This window comes from Anaerofustis stercorihominis, assembly GCF_005844425.1.
Taxonomy (GTDB): domain Bacteria; phylum Bacillota; class Clostridia; order Eubacteriales; family Anaerofustaceae; genus Anaerofustis; species Anaerofustis butyriciformans.
The window spans coordinates 1-21,589 of sequence record NZ_SPHL01000001.1 but is presented as its reverse complement, the minus strand read 5'-3'; the positions used below and the strand labels follow the sequence as shown (position 1 = coordinate 21,589).

At 28.2% G+C, this 21,589-nt stretch carries 20 protein-coding genes and 1 pseudogene; 7 read left to right on the top strand and 14 right to left on the bottom strand.

Annotation, left to right across the window (positions count from 1 at the left end; translation table 11 throughout):
* Nucleotides 1-23: 23 nt before the first annotated feature.
* On the bottom strand, nucleotides 24-4,403 hold the full coding sequence (locus FGQ49_RS00100; protein ID WP_138267882.1) for an InlB B-repeat-containing protein: 4,380 nt from the start codon (nucleotides 4,401-4,403) through the stop codon (nucleotides 24-26).
* Between the two features lie 521 nt (nucleotides 4,404-4,924).
* Between FGQ49_RS00100 and FGQ49_RS00095 the strand changes: the two genes are divergently transcribed.
* From FGQ49_RS00095 to FGQ49_RS00085, 3 genes are all read left to right on the top strand, one after another.
* Complete coding sequence (locus tag FGQ49_RS00095; RefSeq protein ID WP_138267881.1) at nucleotides 4,925-6,244, top strand: GDSL-type esterase/lipase family protein; 1,320 nt, start codon at nucleotides 4,925-4,927, stop codon at nucleotides 6,242-6,244.
* 320 nt (nucleotides 6,245-6,564) lie between these two features.
* Nucleotides 6,565-7,335, top strand: coding sequence for a protein-ADP-ribose hydrolase (locus FGQ49_RS00090; RefSeq protein WP_138267880.1), 771 nt, complete (start codon nucleotides 6,565-6,567; stop codon nucleotides 7,333-7,335).
* The gene (locus tag FGQ49_RS00085; protein WP_243112181.1) at nucleotides 7,289-8,158 is read left to right on the top strand and encodes an SIR2 family NAD-dependent protein deacylase; all 870 of its coding nucleotides are present in this window, start codon (nucleotides 7,289-7,291) and stop codon (nucleotides 8,156-8,158) included. The genes FGQ49_RS00090 and FGQ49_RS00085 overlap by 47 nt, the downstream gene beginning before the upstream one ends.
* A gap of 56 nt (nucleotides 8,159-8,214) precedes the next feature.
* Here FGQ49_RS00085 and deoC read toward each other — a convergent pair whose 3' ends face one another.
* Complete coding sequence (gene deoC / locus FGQ49_RS00080) at nucleotides 8,215-8,886, bottom strand: deoxyribose-phosphate aldolase (protein ID WP_138267878.1); 672 nt, start codon at nucleotides 8,884-8,886, stop codon at nucleotides 8,215-8,217.
* 47 nt (nucleotides 8,887-8,933) lie between these two features.
* Nucleotides 8,934-10,031: a galactitol-1-phosphate 5-dehydrogenase gene (locus tag FGQ49_RS00075; RefSeq protein ID WP_138267877.1), complete on the bottom strand. Its 1,098-nt coding sequence runs from the start codon at nucleotides 10,029-10,031 to the stop codon at nucleotides 8,934-8,936.
* A 176-nt stretch (nucleotides 10,032-10,207) separates the two neighbouring features.
* On the opposite strand from FGQ49_RS00075, the gene FGQ49_RS00070 reads away from it, so the two are divergent.
* Entirely contained in the window at nucleotides 10,208-11,140 is a 933-nt protein-coding gene (locus FGQ49_RS00070) for a sugar-binding transcriptional regulator (RefSeq protein ID WP_138267876.1), read from the top strand.
* Between the two features lie 8 nt (nucleotides 11,141-11,148).
* On the opposite strand, the gene FGQ49_RS00065 is transcribed toward FGQ49_RS00070, so the two are convergent.
* The gene (locus FGQ49_RS00065) at nucleotides 11,149-11,898 is read right to left on the bottom strand and encodes a MerR family transcriptional regulator (RefSeq protein WP_138267875.1); all 750 of its coding nucleotides are present in this window, start codon (nucleotides 11,896-11,898) and stop codon (nucleotides 11,149-11,151) included.
* Between the two features lie 93 nt (nucleotides 11,899-11,991).
* On the opposite strand from FGQ49_RS00065, the gene FGQ49_RS00060 reads away from it, so the two are divergent.
* Nucleotides 11,992-13,332, top strand: a complete 1,341-nt coding sequence (locus FGQ49_RS00060; RefSeq protein ID WP_138267874.1) for an MATE family efflux transporter — start codon at nucleotides 11,992-11,994, stop codon at nucleotides 13,330-13,332.
* Nucleotides 13,333-13,357: 25 nt separating this feature from the next.
* On the opposite strand, the gene FGQ49_RS00055 is transcribed toward FGQ49_RS00060, so the two are convergent.
* Together FGQ49_RS00055 and FGQ49_RS00050 are read right to left on the bottom strand one after the other, a co-directional pair.
* Nucleotides 13,358-13,804 carry a threonine/serine exporter family protein gene (locus tag FGQ49_RS00055; RefSeq protein WP_138267873.1) on the bottom strand — a complete coding sequence of 149 codons (447 nt, stop codon included), beginning with the start codon at nucleotides 13,802-13,804 and terminating at the stop codon, nucleotides 13,358-13,360.
* Nucleotide 13,805: 1 nt separating this feature from the next.
* On the bottom strand, nucleotides 13,806-14,558 hold the full coding sequence (locus FGQ49_RS00050; RefSeq protein WP_138267872.1) for a threonine/serine ThrE exporter family protein: 753 nt from the start codon (nucleotides 14,556-14,558) through the stop codon (nucleotides 13,806-13,808).
* 211 nt (nucleotides 14,559-14,769) lie between these two features.
* Between FGQ49_RS00050 and FGQ49_RS00045 the strand changes: the two genes are divergently transcribed.
* On the top strand, nucleotides 14,770-16,239 hold the full coding sequence (locus FGQ49_RS00045; RefSeq protein ID WP_138267871.1) for an FAD-dependent oxidoreductase: 1,470 nt from the start codon (nucleotides 14,770-14,772) through the stop codon (nucleotides 16,237-16,239).
* Nucleotides 16,240-16,244: 5 nt separating this feature from the next.
* On the opposite strand, the gene FGQ49_RS00040 is transcribed toward FGQ49_RS00045, so the two are convergent.
* The 5 genes from FGQ49_RS00040 to FGQ49_RS00020 all read right to left on the bottom strand — a co-directional run bounded on the left by FGQ49_RS00040 (nucleotide 16,245) and on the right by FGQ49_RS00020 (nucleotide 18,999).
* A complete protein-coding gene (locus FGQ49_RS00040; RefSeq protein WP_138267870.1) occupies nucleotides 16,245-16,802 on the bottom strand; it encodes a DNA-3-methyladenine glycosylase I in 558 nt (185 codons plus the stop codon).
* 2 nt (nucleotides 16,803-16,804) lie between these two features.
* Nucleotides 16,805-17,569: an EFR1 family ferrodoxin gene (locus tag FGQ49_RS00035; protein WP_138267869.1), complete on the bottom strand. Its 765-nt coding sequence runs from the start codon at nucleotides 17,567-17,569 to the stop codon at nucleotides 16,805-16,807.
* Nucleotides 17,570-17,580: 11 nt separating this feature from the next.
* On the bottom strand, nucleotides 17,581-17,907 hold the full coding sequence (locus FGQ49_RS00030) for an ArsR/SmtB family transcription factor (RefSeq protein ID WP_138267868.1): 327 nt from the start codon (nucleotides 17,905-17,907) through the stop codon (nucleotides 17,581-17,583).
* A gap of 108 nt (nucleotides 17,908-18,015) precedes the next feature.
* Entirely contained in the window at nucleotides 18,016-18,564 is a 549-nt protein-coding gene (locus FGQ49_RS00025) for a ferredoxin domain-containing protein (RefSeq protein WP_138267867.1), read from the bottom strand.
* Between the two features lie 24 nt (nucleotides 18,565-18,588).
* The gene (locus FGQ49_RS00020) at nucleotides 18,589-18,999 is read right to left on the bottom strand and encodes a MarR family winged helix-turn-helix transcriptional regulator (RefSeq protein WP_138267866.1); all 411 of its coding nucleotides are present in this window, start codon (nucleotides 18,997-18,999) and stop codon (nucleotides 18,589-18,591) included.
* Between the two features lie 136 nt (nucleotides 19,000-19,135).
* On the opposite strand from FGQ49_RS00020, the gene ybaK reads away from it, so the two are divergent.
* Nucleotides 19,136-19,603: a Cys-tRNA(Pro) deacylase gene (gene ybaK, locus FGQ49_RS00015; protein ID WP_138267865.1), complete on the top strand. Its 468-nt coding sequence runs from the start codon at nucleotides 19,136-19,138 to the stop codon at nucleotides 19,601-19,603.
* Nucleotides 19,604-19,627: 24 nt separating this feature from the next.
* Here ybaK and FGQ49_RS00010 read toward each other — a convergent pair whose 3' ends face one another.
* From FGQ49_RS00010 to FGQ49_RS10260, 3 genes and pseudogenes are all read right to left on the bottom strand, one after another.
* A complete protein-coding gene (locus tag FGQ49_RS00010; RefSeq protein ID WP_138267864.1) occupies nucleotides 19,628-20,347 on the bottom strand; it encodes an ABC transporter permease in 720 nt (239 codons plus the stop codon).
* Nucleotides 20,347-21,207 carry an ABC transporter ATP-binding protein gene (locus FGQ49_RS00005; RefSeq protein ID WP_138267863.1) on the bottom strand — a complete coding sequence of 287 codons (861 nt, stop codon included), beginning with the start codon at nucleotides 21,205-21,207 and terminating at the stop codon, nucleotides 20,347-20,349. The genes FGQ49_RS00010 and FGQ49_RS00005 overlap by 1 nt, the downstream gene beginning before the upstream one ends.
* Before the next feature lie 113 nt (nucleotides 21,208-21,320).
* A pseudogene (locus FGQ49_RS10260) lies at nucleotides 21,321-21,589 on the bottom strand (TetR/AcrR family transcriptional regulator); the annotation flags it as partial.

The following is a 21,589-nucleotide window of genomic DNA, read 5'->3' as shown; positions in this document are numbered from 1 at the left end:
ACCACTAAAGGTTCTGTTTTTTATTAGATTTTTCTTTGTCTTTTAATATTTCTTATACTTAGTCCTATACCGATAACAGAAATAGTCATTAGGAAGATTAAACCTGAAATATCGTTATTATCCCCCGTTGCTGCACTGCTACTGTTTGTAGACCAGTGCGCCTTAAATTCAAGATTAGATGTTACTTTAATTTTTTGACCTGAACTGTATTTGTTATTAGAACCTTCAAAGTATTCAAAAGTTGCACCATTTTTCTTAGGAGCATCAGGTATTGTAATTGTACTTCCATATTCGGCAGTTATTACTTTCTTACCTTTTGAACCGTCAGCCCAGGTTCCTCCGTTAGGGTCAAAGGTTATAGTAAGAGTTATTGGTTCCCAGTTTGCAGTGTATTTCAAATCTCCGCTTGAACCTTTCTTAACCGTAACATCCTTTTCAGGAGTATCTCCGTTAGAACCGGTCCAGCCTATGAAGTTATATCCTATTTTAACAGGATTATTAAGTTTGAAAGAATCTGTTTCATATGTATAAGTAACTGGATTTGCCTTTGAAAGGGTACCTCCGCCTAAATCATATTCTATGTTATAGTCCGTTAATTTCCACTGTGCATATAATGTAATAGTAGAATTTTTTTCTCCATTATTAGAAATAAATTCTGTTTCATCAGCATATGAAGTTCCGCTTCCGTCGGCTTTTGTATTCCAACCGACAAAGTCATAATATTCTTTTGTAAATTCACATGGAACAAGTTTAGTATTATTTTCATAATAAGTGGTCTGATCAAGCATTGAACCGTCACCGCCGTTAGCATCAAATTTAATAAATGTTTGAACAGGATTCCACTGTGCGTATAATTTAACATTACCGCCATTTTCAGATGTTAAATTCTTAACACTTTCCATATCGGCATATAATTTTTCTTCACCGCTCCATTTTTCGCCCTCAGTCCAGCCTGCAAATTCATATCCATATCTTACGAATTGATTTTCAAATAGATTTTGAGGTTCATCGTATACCATATCCTGAGTTATTGATGGTCCGCCATTTTCAAAGTTAGGAATAAACTGGATTGTATATAAATTTGCCAAAGGATGAGCATCAATTTGAACTTCACCTGTAACGGTTATAGTTTGATTAGCCTTTGTAGGATCATCCTTTTCAAATCCTGGAGTACTTCCAACAGCAGTATAACTTTCAAAGCTGTATCCTTCATCTACATCTGTTCCTATTTCAATCTGCGTTCCAACTAAGATTTTTTCTTTCGTTGTATTTCCTTTAGATTCTATCCATGAGGTTGCATGCTCGTCTGAAGATATGCTTACAGTACAATAATTAAAGTTATATGCTCCACCTAAAGTATCAACTTCTATTGTTCTATCATCTGTATCATATCCTTCCAATGCACCGCTGAATCTAACTTTGTAGGTTCCCTCAGGTATAGCAGCAGTATCAGATATTGCATAAACTCCGCTTTCCATACGTTCAAATACACCGTTAAACTCTTCACCGGTATTATAATTTATTAAAGTAATATCATTTTCTGGATTATTTGTATCCACCGATTTTCCATTATCCGTAATTAAAATTACTGCACTGTCTGACATAACCCAGTTTGGATATAACGTTATACCCGTAGGATTTCCGTTACTATCAAGATTACATAAATTTACTACAGAAGATTCATCTAAATACTTACTTCCAAGAGCAAGGGTTGACCAATATGTAAATATATTATCTGTTTTCGTAAAGGTGCAAGGATCTAATTTTTCAGCAGTATCAAATACCATTTCTTGAGTTTTTGTATTTCCTTCTCTATCATCAAAGGTTACCGTATAAGTCTTTGGCTCCCACTGTGCATATAACGTAATATTTTTAACATTTGCTCCATATAAATTTTTTACTTCCTGCTTATCGGTAAAACTATCTCCGCTTCCATCCGCTTTTGTATTCCAGCCTTTAAAGCTCCATCCTGGAAGTGAATAAGCATTTACACTTAAATTTTTACTTTCATTGTATTTTAAAGTCATGTCTGACATACTTCCTGACATTTCAGTTGAAGCATTTTTTGGTTTGTTGGAATCAAATTTAACATTATATGAATCATATGCCCATACAGCATAAAGCCTTATATCATTCGTAGCCTCTATTTTATCTCCCGGTTTATATACTACGTTTTTTGAACTTTCATTAGTATCCCATCCAAGGAAAATATGACCGTCTTTTGTAGGCGTATTATCAGGAATTACCGTAGAGGTACTTTCTGGATATGTATAAACATTGCCGGGCATATTGCTTGCTTTCCCTTCTTGATTTAAATCATGGAAAGAAACGGTATTATAACTCATGTCAATTGTAATTTCAAATTCTGAATTATATAAATCCCCGTTTTCTTCATCAAATCCTTGTTCAACAAAACTAGCAACCGAAGAAAAATGATGGTTTAAATTACTTTTATATAAATCCGCAGTAATATCATAAGTTCCTTCAGGAACATATATAACTGCATTACCATCAGCATCGGTCTTTCCTTCTTTTAGAGATTCAAACTGCTTATCATCATTAGGATATGAAACATCTACATCGGATAAACTATTACCATTTTGATCTACTACATGAACATTAAGCTTATATCCTTTATGAGGACACTCCGTTTGACCTGATGTTTTGTATGTGCCGGAGTAATATAAATTGCATATCAATTGAGGCGGAAGAATATCTCCCGAAATTCCTCTACTGAACATGAGCAAATTAATTGAAAAGCTATATCCCAGAAGTTTTAAACTTACCTCTCCGTCAATACATTCAAAATCTTTACATGCATGATATATTTTTTCTTCTTCAAAGTAGTGCCCTGAATTTAAAGTTCCTGAAATATCAAAGCCGGATGCAAGATCTGCGCTTAACGAAATAAGTTTTATTATTTCAAAAGAAACACCAAAAGCAAACCCCGTAAATACACTTCCTGTAAGACTAAATCCTTGGAACTTAGTATCACTTCCCTTAGACTTATTATTTAAAAATGTTTTTCCCTTATTTGTCATTCCAAGTTCAAAACCTGAATTTAAATCATAATCAAATCTTACACCGCCTGTTGCACTTCCTGAAATTCTGGCATTAATGCCAATATCAAATTCTATTACTCCAGGCATGCCTATTGGAACTTGAAGAACAGGAATATCAAAGAACACAGAAGGTGAATCTATGTCAACTTCAGTATCTTTGCAATGCAAGTCATTTTCAAAGGAAATTGCGCATATATTACTTTTACCAAAATCAATACATAATTCAAAGGTTATTTTCCCTTGTGGTTTTGCACTTATTGTTCCATAAGCACCAAGAGGTAAAGAAAAGGAAGTTGAATACTCTTTTTCAGTATGTCCTTTATAAGCTTCAAATATAGTTTGTAAATTAGAATATTCGACTTCTCCCTCATCTGTGTTTGCATTCAAATTTTCCCCATAAATAATTGCACCGTTTGCATCATCCATTTGCGCACTATTTATGTTAAGCATATAAAAATTAGTTTTTACACCAGAAGATTCAGATGATTTATCAATTACAAAAACAGGAGTTTTTCCCTCTATATTATTTAACTCATCAGCAAGTTTAGAATCAACATTTCCAAGGGAAAACATAAGAGAGTTTTCATCATTTGTAGGAACAATATTAACCTGTAAACTATCAGTTCCTTCTTCAGAAGCACTTTCTTCTTTTATTAAAATAACATCATCCTTAAGAACCATAAAAGTATCATTATCTTTTAGTTCTTCATCATCGCTTGCAACCTTATCAACATCAATTAAACGATCTCCCTCGTCTTTATAATCCTCTGCGGTCATGTTCCTAAGTTCATAAATATCTTTAGTATATGAATTAGAAAGAAAATCATAAGAAGCAACGTTCCCTTTTTCATCAAGCATATAAATTTTTAATATAAAATACATAGGAATAGAACTGTCATTTTCATATGAAACATTAGTCTTTACAATCTCTGTCGCAGAAGATGTAACATCTTGTGTCTTCCTTGAAATCAAATGAGAAGCCGCATCATTTTCACCGTCAAATTCTTCATCATAAAACTCAATAACAACTTTACTTGCCTGACCATACCACTCTATGATCATGGTTTTATTAGAAATATCAACCTCTACATTCGTTATTTCAGAAGAATATTTTGTATCAGAATAAGCATTAATATTTACGTTAGAAGAATTATCAGAATTCTTCACAATAGACACATTACCATTATTTGATGTCTGATTATTATTATCTATGTCTGTTTCGATTTTATTATTTTCCATAGAAGAAGCGAACACAACAGAGTTATTAAAGTTCGCCATCATGGATAGTACCAAAGAAAATGTAACCAATAATGCAATTAACCTCTTAGAAAATTTATTCATATAAATATCCTCCTATACTTTTTTAATAGGATAAATGTTTTATAATCAGTGTTCAAAAAATACCTATAAAACATATATTAAAAATATTATTCTAAATTAAAAAATAATGTATATCTTTTAATAAATTATACCAAAAAAATAGGATTTTTCATATCCTACATTTTCGCATAAAAATGGGTAATATAGCCATATTTTTAATAAAAGTAACATTATAAAAAATTAATAAAAAAGGATGAAAAAACAAAAAATATTAATTACATTAAACATACAAAAATTTATGTAAATGAAAATGATATTAATAATTAAATAAAATTAAAATCAAAGTAAAACAAATAATAGCTAATAATAAAATAATATAAGCAAGCCATAAAAATATAAAGAAAAAGTATATTTATAAATAATAAAAAATAATCTTTTTTATCCCCCATTTTTGTTTAAAAACGGAGGATGTGTAAAGTTTTCATTTAAGATATAATATTATCAACATAAAATCATCATTTTCAATTAAAGGAGAAACATACATGAAAAACAGCTTAATAAAAAAAATATTATCTTTTTCCCTTGCTTTCTTCCTTGTAATTTCATTTATACCTAATGAAATAAAAGCGGCAGGCGAAAAGAACTACCTTGCACTTGGAGACAGCATATCAACAGGATACGGTTTGTCACAAAACGGCTTCGTTGATCAGATTACAGACAAATACGGATACAACTTAACAAACAAGGCAGACAATGGCGAAACAAGCCAAAGCCTGCTTGATAAACTAAACAGTAATTCATTAAAATCAGATATCGAAGATGCCGATGTAATAACACTTACAATAGGCGGAAATGACTTAATGAATGCCTTGTATGATTTTTTGGCAGAAGAATATAACTCTGAAAATGCAACTTCATATAACGGAGATTATATAAAAGAAGAGCTTAATAATGGAAATTTAACTATAATTTTATTTGCAGCAGGAAAAATTAGTACGTTCATGGATTCACCACAAGCAAAAACCGCCCTTTCTAATTTTAAAGATAACTTAAATGATATAATCTCTTATATTGAAACAAATAATCCTGATGCATGGATAATTATTACAACACAGTATAATCCATATAAATTCCTTCCTCAACAAGGACAAGGAACTGCCATGGCAACCACATTGGAATTAATAAATACAACTTTTGAACAAGGAGTACAACAATTAAATCAAGTTATTAAGAAAGTAAATACAAGCTCTTCAACATTTGCGGTTGCAGATGTATATGAAAGATTTAATGATGCTAATGAAAATCCATGCAATGCAAGCTTCGAAGCTCCATTAAATTTAAACCTTGATTTCCATCCAAATGCATATGGACATGAGTTAATAACCGATATGATTGCGGGAAAAATTGATGAATTACAATTCGTTAAAGACCAAGACGAAGCTCTTAATTTATTAAATCCTACATTAATGAAAATTATGGAAATGGATGAATTAAAAACGACATCAATATCAGAAGTTAAAACAAAACAACAAGCAAAAACATGGGTGGAAAACCAAATAAAACCTGTTTTACCTAATGGGATGAAAGTAAACGTAACAATATTAGACTTTACTTCTGCAAAAGAAGGAACAAAAGATAATGTTAAAGGAACTAAAGGAAGCTTCAATCTCACAGTACAACTTGAATATAACGGATTTTACTCAGAAATAATACCAATAGATACTGTTATTGAAACAACAGCATATACAAATACAAGTGATAACAACAATACTAAAGAAGAAAAAGATAAAAATATCAATACTCCAAATACATCTGATGAAAACAATGTTATACATTTATTTTTTAATATAAATATTTTTTAATATAAAACTGAATAATAACAGGTATAATAACGACATTATATATAACTTAATATGATTAGATATAGAAAATTTTATGAAGTCATTGTAAGTTATTAAAGCAAAACGAATAAGAGAAATTAATTATTATATTTAATGATAAAATCGAAAATTAAAATATCTTAGAAAAAACAAAAAATTAAAAAATAGCAATATCAAGCAAGTTTTTAAACTTTTTTTTTATTTAAATAATGATATTAGTTTCTAAAAAGTAACCATATTACAAAAAAGTGCCTACTTTATTTTTTTATATTAATTATTTATTATATATAAAGGAGGAAAAAATGAATCAAAATGATAGAAGAAAATATTTAATTAACTATTTATTAAACGAAAAAGAAGATTATAAAAATATTAAAATACCAAGATATGAAGATGAACAAAAAATCCTACTTCGCTCTCTAATGAATATTCGTCCTGCAAAAAATATAGCAAAAGAATTTTTAAAAATTCAAGATGAATATCTAAATGAAGAATTAAAAAAACAAGAAATAATTAATATAACAAATTTAAAACCTTTAAAGAAAAATATATATTTAATAAAAGAAGATATAACTAAACTAGAAGTTGACGCAATAGTAAATGCAGCCAATTCTTCACTTCTTGGATGTTTTATACCATGTCATAAATGCATAGATAATACCATTCACTCAAAAGCAGGAATTCAATTAAGACTAGAATGCAGTAAAATCATGAATATACAACAAAGCGAAGAACCGACAGGAAAAGCAAAAATAACAAAAGCATATAATTTACCATGTAAATATATAATACATACGGTTGGACCTTATATAGATAATATACTTAAAAATAGTGACATTGAAACTCTTAAATCATGTTACACTTCATGTCTAAAACTTGCTGACAAATATAAATTAAAATCTATTGCATTTTGTTGTATATCAACAGGAGAATTTCATTTTCCAAATGATATAGCAGCTAAGATTGCCGTTGATACAGTTATTAAATATTTAGATGAAACAAAATCAACAATTGAGGTGATATTTGATGTTTTCAAATCAAAAGACTATGAAATATACAAAAAACTACTATGATTTAATTAAAATTGTAAAAGAAAAAATAAATAATTTTGATATTATACTGGTAGGAGCAGGAGCAGGACTTTCTTCATCAGCAGGTTTTACTTATTCAAAAGAAAGATTTTTTAAATATTTTTCTGATTTTCATAAAAAATACGGCATACAGGATATGTACTCAGGCGGCTTTTATCCATTTGATACACTAGAAGAATACTGGGCTTTTTGGAGCAGATATATATTTATTAATAGATATAAAGATAATGATAATGAAACGTATAGTAATCTTTTAAAAATCTTAAAAGATAAAGATTATTTTGTGATTACAACAAATGTAGACCATTTATTTCAAAAAGCGGGAATTGATAAAACCAGACTATTTTATACACAAGGTGATTATGGTTTGTTTCAATGCTCTACACCTTGTCATAATGAAACATTTGACAATAAAGAGCAAGTAATAAAAATGGTTAAAGAGCAGAAAGATATGAAAATACCTTCATATTTAATTCCCAAATGTCCATACTGTAATAAACCTTTAACAATGAATTTAAGACAAGATGATACTTTTGTTGAAGATGAAGGTTGGAATAAAGCATATAAAAGATATGAAAATTTTCTAAATAAAAATAAAGATAAAAAAATTTTATTTTTAGAACTCGGTGTTGGATACAATACACCATCAATTATAAAATATCCGTTTTGGCAAATGACCTTTAACAATAAAAATTCATTTTATTGTTCAATTAATAACCAAGATGATAATATTCCATTACAAATACAAAATAGAGCAATATTATTAAAACAAGACATAAAAACTGCTATAAATGATATATTATAAAAAAAGAAGAGAAAATATTCTCTTCTTTTTTTATATATTAGGAAAAATGTAAGTTATTATTTGCTTGCTGCGTCAATTTCATCAAACATAGCTTGTGTTCTTGAAATACCAAGTCTTGAACAACCAGCTTTTAAGAATGCTTCAGCATCAGCAACTGTTGAAATACCGCCGGCAGCTTTAATTTGAACTCTTGTTGTATCGATATTTGCTTTCATGATTGCGATATCTTCAAGTGTAGCACCACCTGATGAGAAACCTGTAGATGTTTTAACAAATCCAGCACCAGCATCAGAACAAATTCTTGAAGCTTTTGCGATTTCATCTTTTGTTAATAAGCAGTTTTCTAAGATAACTTTGATATTAGCAGGAGAAGCATTTACTACTGCATGAACATCGTTAAATACTGTATCATAATCACCTGATTTTAAAGCTGAAACGTTAAGTACGATATCAACTTCTGTTGCACCCATGTTGTATACTCTTTGAGTATCAGCAACTTTTGATTCTGTAAGTTCTGCACCGTTTGGGAAACCAACACATGCACATACTGCTGTTTCAGAACCTTTTAGAATATCATAAGCCATTTTTACTCTTGATGGAGTAACACATACAGTTCTACATTTCCATTCTTTTGCGAATTGGATTCCTTTTCTTACTTCATCATAAGTTAATTGTGGTTTTAATAAAGAGTGGTCATTTGCTCTTGCTAATTCGTATTTTGTTAACATATTAATTTTCTCCTTAAATTTTATTTATATTTTATTTTAATTAAAAACTATTTTCCAGGTTCGTAACCATCTTGTGTAATTACGATTTTGTTAAAGAATTCTTTTCTTTCAATTAATTCAAATGCATCTTTTACATCATCAACTTTAAATCTATGAGAAATAATTGATGTTAAGTCAAGTAAACCTTTCTTAGCAGCATCTATTGTTGCACAGAATTCTTCATATTCAGGTGTAAAGTTATAGCACCAAGAACCTTTTATTGTAAGTTCTTTTCTTAAAATACATTTATCATAAGATTTATCAAGAACATTTACATCTCCGTGTGGAGTACCTATACATGTAAATGTACCGTGTTTCTTTAAGCATTGTAATGCTTGGTTAAATGTTATAGGAGAACCTGCTGCTTCTATACATACTTCAGGACCATCTTCACCAGTATATTCTTTAATTTTTGCAACAACTTCTTCATTTGTCATATTTAATGAGTTAATTGTATAAGTAGCGCCTACTTTCTTAATTAAATCAAGTTTTTCATCTTTAATGTCAACTGCGATTACCATTCTTGCTCCGCAGATGTTTGCCCATTGTACCATATAGTATCCAACAGGACCTGTACCGAATACTACAACTGCATCGTTAACTTTGATACCGGCTCTTAAAGCACCGTGTAATGAAATAACAGCAGGGTCGATTTGGCAAATCATATCCCAACTAAAGTCATCAGGACATACATAACATTGTGTAGCTTTTACTGCAACGTATTGACCAAAACCACCGTCACTTCTTGAACCTGTGTAGCCGTATGTATCACATAAATTTATATTACCATTTAAGCAGTCTTTACATTTTCCGCATCCTGTCATAGGGTTTACGTCAACTCTTTGACCTACTTTTAATTCTTCTCTTAAGTCAAGGTCTTTTACACCTTTACCGATTTCAACTATTTCACCACCGAATTCATGACCTAGTGTTGTAGGGAAGTGATATGTACCTGTTGAGAAAACTCTACCTAAGTCAGAACCACATATACCTGCACAGTATACTCTAAGTAATACTTCGTCATCTTTTATTTGTGGAATATCCACTTCGTCACATCTTATGTCGTTGATAGCATGAAGTCTGCCAGCTTTCATTTTACCTTGCATTTTTTTTCCTCCTAAGAAACTTAAAAATATTTATATTTTATTGACATCACTTAATTGATATGTTAATATTTATTTGTTCATATGAACACTTTAAATGCTCATATGTTCAATTTCAACCGTATTATATAATAAAAGATTTTATATGTCAACCACTTTTATAATTTTAGGAGAAAAAAATGTTAGATAATAATACCCTTTCAAAAATAGCAAAAATGTACTATCTTGACGGCATGACCCAAAAGCAAATAGGGGACAGCATGGGTATTTCAAGAATAGGAATATCAAGAGCACTTAAAAGATGTATAGATGAAGGAATAGTCGAAATAAAAATAAAAGAATTTACTCCTTTAAACGATTTGGAGGAAGCATTAAAAAATAAATATCCTAATGTAGACTTTAAAGTTGTTCCATATTTTAAAGACAGTAAAAAATTAACTCGTTCTCTTGCAGACGGTGCCGGTGAAGAGTTAAAAGATATGGTAAGAAAATATAATAATATAGGTATAGGCTGGGGAAACACTTTAAGTCATATTAATATTGAAAGTGACATAAAATACCCTGAAAAAACTTTTGTTTCTCTTCTTGGAGGATATGGGAATGTATCAATAGACCGTCATTCAAATCAAATTACCGCAAAAATAGGTGAAGTATTCGGCAGTAAAGCAATGGTGCTTCTTGCGCCTTCCATAGTAGACAATAAAAAATTCAAAGACATAATAATAAATGAAGGTTCAATAAAAGAAGTATTCGATATGTATAAAAAATTAGACTGCGTTATAACATCTCTTGGTAATCCTGCAGACGACAATGCAACAATACATAAATCAGGATACTTTAAAGATGAAGATTTAAAAGAATTAAAACAAAGAGATATATGCTGCGATATTGTTTCTTCAATATTCTTAGATAGAGACGGTAACGAAGGAGCTTTAGATATACTTGACAGAATTATAGGAATAAGCAGTGATGTTTATAAAAAAGTACCTTACAAAATAGCTGTTGCAGGTGGAGAAAGCAAAATGTTCGCAATTTATCTTGCAGTTAAAAGCGGATATGTTAATAAATTAATAACAGATGAAAATACGGCAAACTATCTTCTAAATAAATAAAAAAGAGATTAATCAATCTCTTTTTTTATTTCAATATAAGTTTTATAAAAATCATATATTTTATTTTCTTCCCTTGCAGAAGTTAAAAATCTGCTTATAATATACCCTGTTTCGTATTTTTTCTGTACTTTTGATAAAAGACTATTAAGGTTATTTGGATAATCTTTTACTACTTCTTCTTTCATCAAACAAACGGCATATTTATCGTTATTTTTCTGCCATATAATATCATTATTATTTTTCGGCTTTATTACGGTTATTCCCCTTTGTTCTTTATCGGTAGCATTTGAATGTTGAACTCTGGAATATAAATATGGATTTTTTATATACATTTTTATTTTTTCTTTTTGTGTAAGTTCAAAGGATACAATACATTCAGTATCTATATCAGCAATTATATAATCCTTATCCTTAAGTTCATTTATTATATTTAAAGCTTTTTGATGTTGTTTTAATCTTTGTATTTGTCTATTAATCAATGCTTTTTGACTTTCAAGTTCTTTTAAATGTTCACTGCAAAAAAACTCTTGTTCTATAATATTTTTATTTTTTAAATTTAAAATATCTTTTAAAGGAATTCCCAAATTTTTATAAAAAACAATATCGGATATTTTCATTAAATCAGGAAGGGAATATTCCCTGTAATTATTATCTTCTTTTCTTGGAGACAATAACCCCTTCTTTTCCCAAAATCTAAGTGTTGAAGTTGGAATATTAAAAAATTTAGATATATCTCCTATTGAAAAAACATCTTTCATTTTTATTCTCCTAAAAGTTTTAATATATTTTATCATAAAAACCATTGACCTTAAACTATGTTTAAACTTTATAATTTACTTCGAGGTGGAAAAATGAAAAATATTTTAATGTTTAAGGATATAAAAAATATAAATTTCTATAAGGTTTTAAAATTTATAATACCAACATATCTTACTGCTTTATTTACTACTTTATATACAATAGTAGACGGTATATACGTTTCACAATATGTAGGAACAAATGCACTTGCTGCAATAAACATAGTATATCCAATAGTTAATTTATTAACCGGAATTGCAATGATGTTTGCGGTAGGAGGAAGTTCTCTTTCTTCTATATATCTTGGAAAAAACGACAAAACAAAAGCAAATCAAATGTTTCAATTTTGTATTGTTTCAAGCTTAATAATAGGAATTATTATTTCCTGGGTAATACTTCTTTATTTATCGGATATATTAGTTTTTCTCGGTGCAACAAGTATAACGTTAGATTACTGTAAGATATATATAAAAATTTGGCTGTTTGGAACAATAGCCATTATGCTTAAAGAAATTTTTGTTTATTTTATAAGAATTGACGGAAACCCAAAAATAAGTTTTATAGTTTCGGCATCGGGAGGTGTTTTAAATATTATTCTCGATTATATATTTGTAGGTAAAATGTCACTTGGAATTTTTGGGGCAGGAATAGCAACAATACTTGGACTTATCCTTTCAATGATTTTGGGAATAATTTATTTTATAAAATATAGTAATAATATAAAATTTAAAATAGAAAAAATAAAATTAAACTTTCTACCTCCTTGCATTATAAATGGTTCTTCTGAATTTATAAATCAGCTTGCAATAGCAATTACAACTGTTGTTTTTAATAAAACAGCTCTTACATATGCAGGAGATGACGGTGTTGCTGCTGTTTCTATAATAATGTACGTACAATTTATTTTCCTTGGTATTTATACCGGATATTCAATGGGTATATCTCCGCTTCTTGGTTATAATTATGGAAATAAAAATAAAGACGTACTTATTAAACTGGAAAAATATTCATATAGATTTTTTAGCATTATACCAAGTGTTTTATATATAATATCTTTTATATTTGCTCCTTTGGCAGTATCATTTTTTGCAACAAAAGGAACAAATGTATACAACTTAGGTGTAATGGGAATGAGAATATATTCCATAGGATACTTTTTCTCGGGACTTAGTATTTTTACGGCAGTAAGACTTACTTCCTATGCAAAAGGTCAATACTCAGCGGTTATAACATCTCTTAGATCCTTTATACTTTTAATACTGTTTTTAAAAATTCTTCCTTTATTCTTTGATTTAAACGGAATGTGGATGGCTGTTCCTTTTGCTGAAATAACGACTTTTATTATAACGTTGATTTTAATATTTAAAACAAAAAAAATACCAAGACAAATATAAAAAAATCATGCATAAGCATGATTTTTTATTTTAATTTATATCGTTGAAATTTTGTAAATATCTGCATTATTGACGTAATAATGATTATTCCAAAAGATATAGCCGCAGCTTCTTTCATTACAAGAGAAAAATAATATATAAATTTATCCATATTGCCCGTTACCAGATTATACATAGTATAGTATAAATCTCCTCCGGGAATTAAAGGTATAAGTATTGGAACCAAAAGAACAATAACGGGAGTTTTTATTTTTCTTGCTAAAATTTCCGAAAATAAAGAGAGTATGGTTGTTGTTATAAAAAGAGTTATAACTTTATTTGCGTTAAAACTAAAGAAAAACAAATAACAAATCCAGCCTATGGCAGAACCAATACCTATAATAGAAAGTTTATCTCTTTTTATGTTAAATAAAATCGCAAAACCAAGAGAACCTATAACCGCCATAATTATCTGTATAATACCTTGTAACATTTTAACCTCCTATAGGAATTAATATAAAAGCAAAACCCATTGCAATAGCTATTGCCTTTAAAATTGATTCCAAAACTCCAAGAAGACCGGAAATAATATCCCCGTTTATCATATCTCTTAATGAAGATGTAAGAGTAAGACCGGGAATAAGAAGCATAATATTTCCTATAATAATCTTATCTATATTTTCACCTATACCTATACTGTTTAAAACAACAGCACAAAGAGCGGTTATTAGTGAAGAAAGAAGGCTGGTTACAAAATTATTTATATTAAGTTTATTTAATGCATTTACCGTAAAATACATTACCCCTCCGGTTATCATGGAAGCAATACTATCCATTAAACTTCCACCGAAAAATACTGAAAAAGCGCCTGAGACAAAAACATAAGAAAGAAATATAAGTTTTTTATTGTATTTATTAGTATTCCTTATTTTATCTATTTCTTTTTTTAAATCATTAATGCTTAATGTTTTTACACATATATCTCTTGATAACTGATTTACATATTCAACTTGCTCAAGGTTTGTTTCATATTTTTTTATTCTTCTTGTTTGAGTAATTATATTACTATCTGAAAATTTAACAGTCAGAATAATAGTAGAAGTTATTGTAAAAATATCTACTTTTTGTAATAAATAAGCTTTTCCTATTCTGTTTAAAGTATCCTCTACCCTACTAACTTCAGCTCCAGAAGTCAAAAGCATTTCCCCCAAATCCAACATATATGAAACAAGTTTTTCTTCCTGCATTTTAAATCCTTTCGATATTTATTGGGTTATTATATTATATTAATTTTTAATATGTTTTTGTATATATAATTAAAATTTTATATATAAATTTTTCATTATTTTATTATAAATCTTAAATTGTAAAACAGCTTTTCTTATTTTTTATTTTTCGACCTTATATATTTCCTATAATTGTCAATAATATATAAAAAATAGATTTAGAGGTATTATTATGAATTCATTATGGGAAAACACCGTTAACTTACCGATGTATGAAGAATTAAATAAAAACATAAATGTAGATGTTGCAATAATAGGGGGAGGAATATCAGGAATTCTTACTGCTTATAAGTTAAAAAAACAAGGAATAAAAGCAGTTATTTTTGAAAAAGACAGAATATGCCAAAAAACTACGGCTTATACAACGGGAAAAATTACTCTTGCGCATTCACTTATATATGAAGAACTAATAAGCAACTTTGGCACTGAAAAAGCAAGAGAATATGCATATTTAAATAAAAAAGCAATAGAAGAATATGAGAATATAATAAAAGAAGAAAATATAGAATGCGATTTTGAAAAATGCAATGCTTATTTATATACAAAAGAAGATGAAAACAAATTAATAAAAGAATATAATGCTCTTTTAAAATGCGATATTGACTGCGAGTATATAGAAGAAAGCTCTCTTCCTTTAAAATTCAAAGGAGCAATAAAATATAAAAATCAAGGAAAATTCAATCCATTTAAATTTATAAAACACATATTAAAAGACCTTACAATATACGAAAATACTTTTATAGAAGAAGTAAAAGCTAAAAGAAAAACTCTTTTTACAGACAGCGGATACAAAATAAAAGCAAATAAAATAATATTTGCATGTTCTTTTCCTTTTTTAAATGTTCCGGGATATTATTTTTTAAGAATGCACCAAGAACTTTCATACTTTTTAATTTTAAAAAATACAAAAAAATTAAAAGATATATATTTAAATGTGGATGAAAAAGGATACTCTTTTAGAGGTTACGACGATATATTATTGTTTGGAGGAGAAAAACACAGAAGCGGGGAAAACAAAAAAGGAGAAAAATATCAAAATCTAAGAGAAGAAATAAAAAAATTATATCCAGGCTTTGAAGAAATAGGGCATTATGCAAGTGAAGATTGTATGACAATTGACAAAGTACCTTATATAGGTTTATTTTCAAAAGCATTTAAAGATATTTATGTAATTACCGGATTTAATAAATGGGGTATGACATCTTCAATGGTTGCTGCAAATATAATAAGTGATATGATACTTAAAGGGTTTGATTATAAAGACAGTATATTTTCTCCCGAAAGATTTGATACAAAAGGAATAAAAAAATCTATAATTAAAGAAGGTCCTTATTCAATAAAAGGAATAGGAAAAGAATTTTTAAATATTCCGGATACTACCTTACAAGCTCTTCCTTTAGGTCATGGAGGAATAGTAGAATATAAAGGAGAAAAAGTAGGAGTATATAAAGACGAAGAAGGAAACTGTTATATAGTTCCAAGCAAATGTCCTCATTTAAACTGCGAACTTTCGTGGAATCCTGATGAAAAAACATGGGACTGTCCATGTCACGGTTCAAGATTTGATTATATGGGAAATATTATTTATTCTCCAAGTATTTATGATTTAGAATGTATAGAAAAAAAGGTTAAGAAAGAATAACTTTCTTAACCTTTATATTTAAAACAATCTATTTCATGGTCGTTTATTATTCCAATAGCTTGAAGATATGAATAAATAATAGTACTTCCGACATACTTCATTCCTCTTTTCTTTAAATCCATTGAAACTTTATCTGAAAGAGGACTTGTTGTATTAAAATTATCATCTTTATTTTTTATTATTTCTCCATTTGTAAAAGACCATATATAATTAGAAAAACTCCCGTATTCTTCCTGTATTTTTACAAATATTTTTGCATTTGATATTGATGATTTTATTTTGTTTTTATTTCTTATTATATCTTTATTTTCTAAAAGTTCATTTATTTTATCTTCATCATAATTTATAACTTTATTATAATCAAAATTATCATATGCTTTTTTAAATGCTTCTCTTTTTTTAAGTATTGTTATCCATGAAAGACCGGCTTGAAAAGACTCTAAAATAAGCATTTCAAAAAGTTTTCTATCATCATAAACAGGAACACCCCATTCATTATCATGATAAGCTATATAAATTTCGCTTTTTAAATCTACCCACTTACATCTTTTTTTATTATCCATTATTATATGAAAAGTTCGTTTTCCTTTCTGCCTTCACATGCTTTTTTTAGTTTTTTTCTTGCAGCCATTAACATAACTTTATTTAAACTTCTTGCATTATAGTCGCATACTTTTATACATCTCATACAAGAAATACATTTATCTTTATCTGTTTTATCAGGTTCATTAAAATCAATTGCACCAACAGGACATTCATCTGCACACTTACCGCATTTTATACAGTTCTTATCTGCTTTTGGAACCATTGGAATAGCACCATATTTTTTATAAGGATTATTACCAGGTACTTCAATTTCTTCAAAATTGTTACTTTCAATTTTTTCTTTTATTTTTATAGCATAATCTTTTATTTCATTTACATCATTTTCATCAGGTCTGCCTTTTGCAAATTCATTCATTATTGAATGTTCACATACAATAGACATTGCGGCAAAAACTTTAAATCCTTCACTACTTAGAATATCTTTAAGTTCTATTAAAGTATCTTCATAAGCTCTGTTTCCATAAGTAGTAATTATTATGCAAGGAGTATTATTTGCCTTTAATTTACTTATTCTCTCACTTGCAGTTGAAGGAACTCTTCCTCCAAAAGATGGAACTCCAACTACACAAATTTCATTTTCATTAAATTCATACTTTGAATAATCTTCGTCTTTTTTTGATAAATCTAAATTAAAAGTATTATCACTTATGGTATTTCCAACTGTTTCTACGACTTTTTTTGTAGAAAATGTAGGACTAAAATATATATTGTTTACTTTTTTCATATTTATCTCCTTTATTTAATATATTCTTCCAAATCTTTAAATAAGTTAATTAAGGTTTTTAAGCTACTGCTTTCTTTATTTATATAATAATAATTTTTCGTTCCTTCTTTTCTCATATCAACAATTTTATTCTCTTTTAATATTTTTAAATGATGTGATATAGATGTTCTTGAAACAGATACTTTATCAGATAATTCCCCTACTCTAAAACCATTGCCATCACAATTTATCATCATATAAATTATTATAGCCTGCCTTGTTTGATCCCCTAAAGCAGAAAGAACATTCTTATAATCCTTAAACTCCTTTATTATATTTTCATCACATTTTTTCTTCATAAATAAACCTTCCATTAATACATAAGATATTATAAAATAAAATATTTTCTCTATCAATATTGGTTAAGAAAATCGAAACAATAAAAAAAGACAATATACATTGTCTTTTTATTTTTTCTTTACTCTGTCGAAGTAAGGACTCTTACCGCTTATACTGATTGGAATACCTTGCCATAATATATCTTTTTCTTTTATATAATCCATTTCTTCAAATACTTTACCTATAGAAAACATTACTCTGCTGTCAACTCTGTTATCAGCAGCAACAGAAACTGCAGAACCAATAGCTATACCAAGGTCTATAGTATTAAAAGCACATCTTCCTCCATGATTTTTATTTTCTTCACAGTTTTTAAAACCACAGAATGAACAATGGTCAAGACCTGTATAGGCTTTCTTTACTCCTATTAAAACAACTGCACCTGATGCTCTTAAATTTTTCGCATCTCTTACATAATGTCCTTCAGTTTCACCAAACTCTCTAAGATAAACTTCATCCATTTTGTCTGCAAGAGCATTTTTTTCACTTCCTGTAAGAACCAATGTGATAATATTATCAACCCCTTTTGCTTTTGGAGCTGTTCTTGCAGCAGCACACATTTTTGCAGCAGTTTCCATTAAAGCTTTTTCTTCCATTTGTTTTTCTTCGTAAAACATTTTTTTATCTCCTTTATATTATATTTATAAATTTTCGATTACTTTAAAAATTTCAAGAGACTTTTTATAATTATCCATTCCTAAAATTTTTTCAATATTTTCTTGAGCCTCCTGCCATAAAGGTATGGCAATATCCAAAACTTCTTTTCCTTTTTTGGTAACTATAACTTTTTTATTTCTCTCGTTTTCTTTTGAAATATCTTCTATAAGCCCCTCCTTAAACAAAGTTTTTAAATTCCTTACAACTGTTGTCCTTTCTAGTCTTACCTTAGATGCTATATCACTTATTGAAGCCGGCTGTATTTTTAAAATATTCTTTATTAAAGAAAACTGATTTAAAGTAAGAGAACTTTCTTTTAAATAATCATCATAATATTTTGTTATGCTATTTGCAGCCCTTCTAAAATTAATACAATAACATCCTTTACTTTTCATAAAAATTTCCTTTCGTGTATATACACTATAACATAAAATATAAATGTTGTAAAGCATATAAATATTTAATTTTATCTTTAATATATAAAAATTTTCATTATAATATACTTATTAATTTATATAAAAGAGGTAAATTATGAGTGAAAAAACAAATGTAATGAGAATTTTATCTCAAAAAAAAATTAACTATAAAAGTTATTCATATGATCCTAATCAAGGTTTAAGCGGAAACGATGTTGCAAAATCTTTAAACCAAAATGAAAATCAAGTCTTTAAAACACTTGTTACAGTAGGAAAGAGCAAGGAGCATTATGTTTTTGTAATACCTGTAAATAAAGAATTAAATCTTAAAAAAGCCGCAAAAAGCGTTAGTGAAAAATCAATATCAATGATTAAAGAAAAAGAACTTCTGCCTTTAACATGGTATATACACGGTGGATGTTCTCCTATTGGTATGAAAAAGTTTTTTACAACTGTTATAAATGAAACAGCAAAAGATTTTGAAACAATAATATTTTCTGCAGGAAAAGTTGGATATCAAGTAGAAGTAAATATAGAAGATTTAAAAAAAATAATTAATTTTAAAATAGACAATATAGTATAAAAAAAGCACTTTAAAGTGCTTTTTTTAATCTGATAATTTTTTATTGTTATATACCAAAGTAAATACAATTAAGAAGAATATTGCATTTAATATCATTATTAACAACCTTATAAAAGTAAAATTGTTTGCTACGTCAAATATTATAGTTATAAGCTGGCCGCTGTATAACAATTCTGCCACCATTGCCAAAAAGGGATTTCCAGAACCTGATGCTAATAAAGGAAAAATCGCAAATACAATTGAAACAGGAAGAGTAGCTGCGGCTATATTTGCTCCTCCTTTAACTATCATACCAACAATTGCCCCCAATATGGTAGAACAAAGCATACCTATTGAAATTACAATCAAAAATTTAGGTATAAAAACAAGTTGTAAATGTAATAAAGGTAAAAATAAACAAGAAGTAATTATATTTATAATAAAAACAAAGCTTCCCACACCAATCAAATACTGCATAGGTCTTACGTTTGATAAAATAAGAACTTTTAAAGTATTTTTATCCTTCTCTTCCGCAATTAATGCAGCCGTAACCATAACAGGAACCATAGATATATGCATCATTAAAAATATTAAAGGATTTGATCCTGCATTACCTTTCATTACAAATGCCAAAAAATACGTAAAAACAGGGAAAAGTAAAAACATAAATACTATTTTATTACTTTTAAATGCATCCTTAAATTCTTTTATAAATATGGCTTTTATTTTTCTAAACGAATTATTTTTGCTCTTAGTTTTATTCATTATATTAACTTCCTTCCCGTAAGTGAAATAAATACAGTTTCCAAAGTTGGTTCTGATGAATGAATTGAAACAACTTCATTATTTCTAAAGTGATTAGCTATTTTATCTGCATATTCACTATTATTTTGATAAATAACTTCTTCGCCTGATTTTAATAACATTGTAACTTCGTTTCTATCATTATATTTTCTGCAAAGTTCATCGGGAACTCCGTATTCTACAATTACACCTTCGTTAAGAAGAGCAACGTGATCGCATAATTTCGTAGCTTCTTCCATATTATGCGTAGTTAAAAATATTGTCGTTCCTTTTTCTCTAAGCTCAAACAATAAATTATGTATTTTTTGAGAAGTCAAAGGATCAAGACCGCTTGTAGGTTCATCCAAAAAAAGCAATTCCGGTCTATGTAAAATTGCTCTTGCTATTACAAGTCTTTGTCTCATACCTTTTGACAAATTTCCCGCTTTTTCCCATTTATCGTCAGCAAGATCTACTTTATCAAAAATATCATGAACATCTTGTCTTGACATACCATAAATATCAGCAAAAAGAAGTATATTATCAAAACATGTAAGTCTTTCGTATACACCACTGTCATCAAGAACCATACCTATTTTTTCATAATCTTCGTTTTGAAGTTTTATACATTCTTTTCCAAAAACTTCGGCTATACCAAGATCCGATGTTATTTGTCCTGTAAGAATTTTTATTAAAGTTGTTTTACCTGCTCCCGAAGGTCCGAGAAAACCGAGAATTTCTCCTTTTTTTACATTAAAAGTAACGTCTTTTAATGCTTCTTTTTCTCCAAATTTCTTATTAATGTGTTCGAGTTTAATAACTACATCTTTATTTTTATTCATATATTACCTCGTTTGATCTTTACTTTTATTTGATATTCCAAATAAAAAAACTTATTTTAAATTATATATGTTTTTAAATAAGTAGTCAACAACTTATCTATATAAAAAAGACCCTAAAGGTCTTTTTTAATTATATGATTATCTATTATAGATTTTATATCTTTATATAAATATTTCTTTAATACATCAAGGTATACAGGTTCATTATATAAAATTACATTGTGACATGTTGAATTAACGAGTTCTAATATCGTATAAAACATAAATTCATAATTATCGAACTCATAACCCGAATTCTTTATCATATCTTCAAAATATGTTTTAAATTTACTGTCTTCATTATTATCTATTATTACTTTTTTAAAAACACCCCAGCTTAAAT

What these genes read in the sequence shown, in the direction of transcription:
- FGQ49_RS00100 (WP_138267882.1), bottom strand. Translation starts at nt 4,403, where the DNA reads ATGAATAAATTTTCTAAGAGGTTAATTGCATTATTGGTTACATTTTCT.
- FGQ49_RS00095 (WP_138267881.1), top strand. Translation starts at nt 4,925, where the DNA reads ATGAAAAACAGCTTAATAAAAAAAATATTATCTTTTTCCCTTGCTTTC.
- FGQ49_RS00090 (WP_138267880.1), top strand. Translation starts at nt 6,565, where the DNA reads ATGAATCAAAATGATAGAAGAAAATATTTAATTAACTATTTATTAAAC.
- FGQ49_RS00085 (WP_243112181.1), top strand. Translation starts at nt 7,289, where the DNA reads ATGTTTTCAAATCAAAAGACTATGAAATATACAAAAAACTACTATGAT.
- deoC (WP_138267878.1), bottom strand. Translation starts at nt 8,886, where the DNA reads ATGTTAACAAAATACGAATTAGCAAGAGCAAATGACCACTCTTTATTA.
- FGQ49_RS00075 (WP_138267877.1), bottom strand. Translation starts at nt 10,031, where the DNA reads ATGCAAGGTAAAATGAAAGCTGGCAGACTTCATGCTATCAACGACATA.
- FGQ49_RS00070 (WP_138267876.1), top strand. Translation starts at nt 10,208, where the DNA reads ATGTTAGATAATAATACCCTTTCAAAAATAGCAAAAATGTACTATCTT.
- FGQ49_RS00065 (WP_138267875.1), bottom strand. Translation starts at nt 11,898, where the DNA reads ATGAAAGATGTTTTTTCAATAGGAGATATATCTAAATTTTTTAATATT.
- FGQ49_RS00060 (WP_138267874.1), top strand. Translation starts at nt 11,992, where the DNA reads ATGAAAAATATTTTAATGTTTAAGGATATAAAAAATATAAATTTCTAT.
- FGQ49_RS00055 (WP_138267873.1), bottom strand. Translation starts at nt 13,804, where the DNA reads ATGTTACAAGGTATTATACAGATAATTATGGCGGTTATAGGTTCTCTT.
- FGQ49_RS00050 (WP_138267872.1), bottom strand. Translation starts at nt 14,558, where the DNA reads ATGCAGGAAGAAAAACTTGTTTCATATATGTTGGATTTGGGGGAAATG.
- FGQ49_RS00045 (WP_138267871.1), top strand. Translation starts at nt 14,770, where the DNA reads ATGAATTCATTATGGGAAAACACCGTTAACTTACCGATGTATGAAGAA.
- FGQ49_RS00040 (WP_138267870.1), bottom strand. Translation starts at nt 16,802, where the DNA reads ATGGATAATAAAAAAAGATGTAAGTGGGTAGATTTAAAAAGCGAAATT.
- FGQ49_RS00035 (WP_138267869.1), bottom strand. Translation starts at nt 17,569, where the DNA reads ATGAAAAAAGTAAACAATATATATTTTAGTCCTACATTTTCTACAAAA.
- FGQ49_RS00030 (WP_138267868.1), bottom strand. Translation starts at nt 17,907, where the DNA reads ATGAAGAAAAAATGTGATGAAAATATAATAAAGGAGTTTAAGGATTAT.
- FGQ49_RS00025 (WP_138267867.1), bottom strand. Translation starts at nt 18,564, where the DNA reads ATGTTTTACGAAGAAAAACAAATGGAAGAAAAAGCTTTAATGGAAACT.
- FGQ49_RS00020 (WP_138267866.1), bottom strand. Translation starts at nt 18,999, where the DNA reads ATGAAAAGTAAAGGATGTTATTGTATTAATTTTAGAAGGGCTGCAAAT.
- ybaK (WP_138267865.1), top strand. Translation starts at nt 19,136, where the DNA reads ATGAGTGAAAAAACAAATGTAATGAGAATTTTATCTCAAAAAAAAATT.
- FGQ49_RS00010 (WP_138267864.1), bottom strand. Translation starts at nt 20,347, where the DNA reads ATGAATAAAACTAAGAGCAAAAATAATTCGTTTAGAAAAATAAAAGCC.
- FGQ49_RS00005 (WP_138267863.1), bottom strand. Translation starts at nt 21,207, where the DNA reads ATGAATAAAAATAAAGATGTAGTTATTAAACTCGAACACATTAATAAG.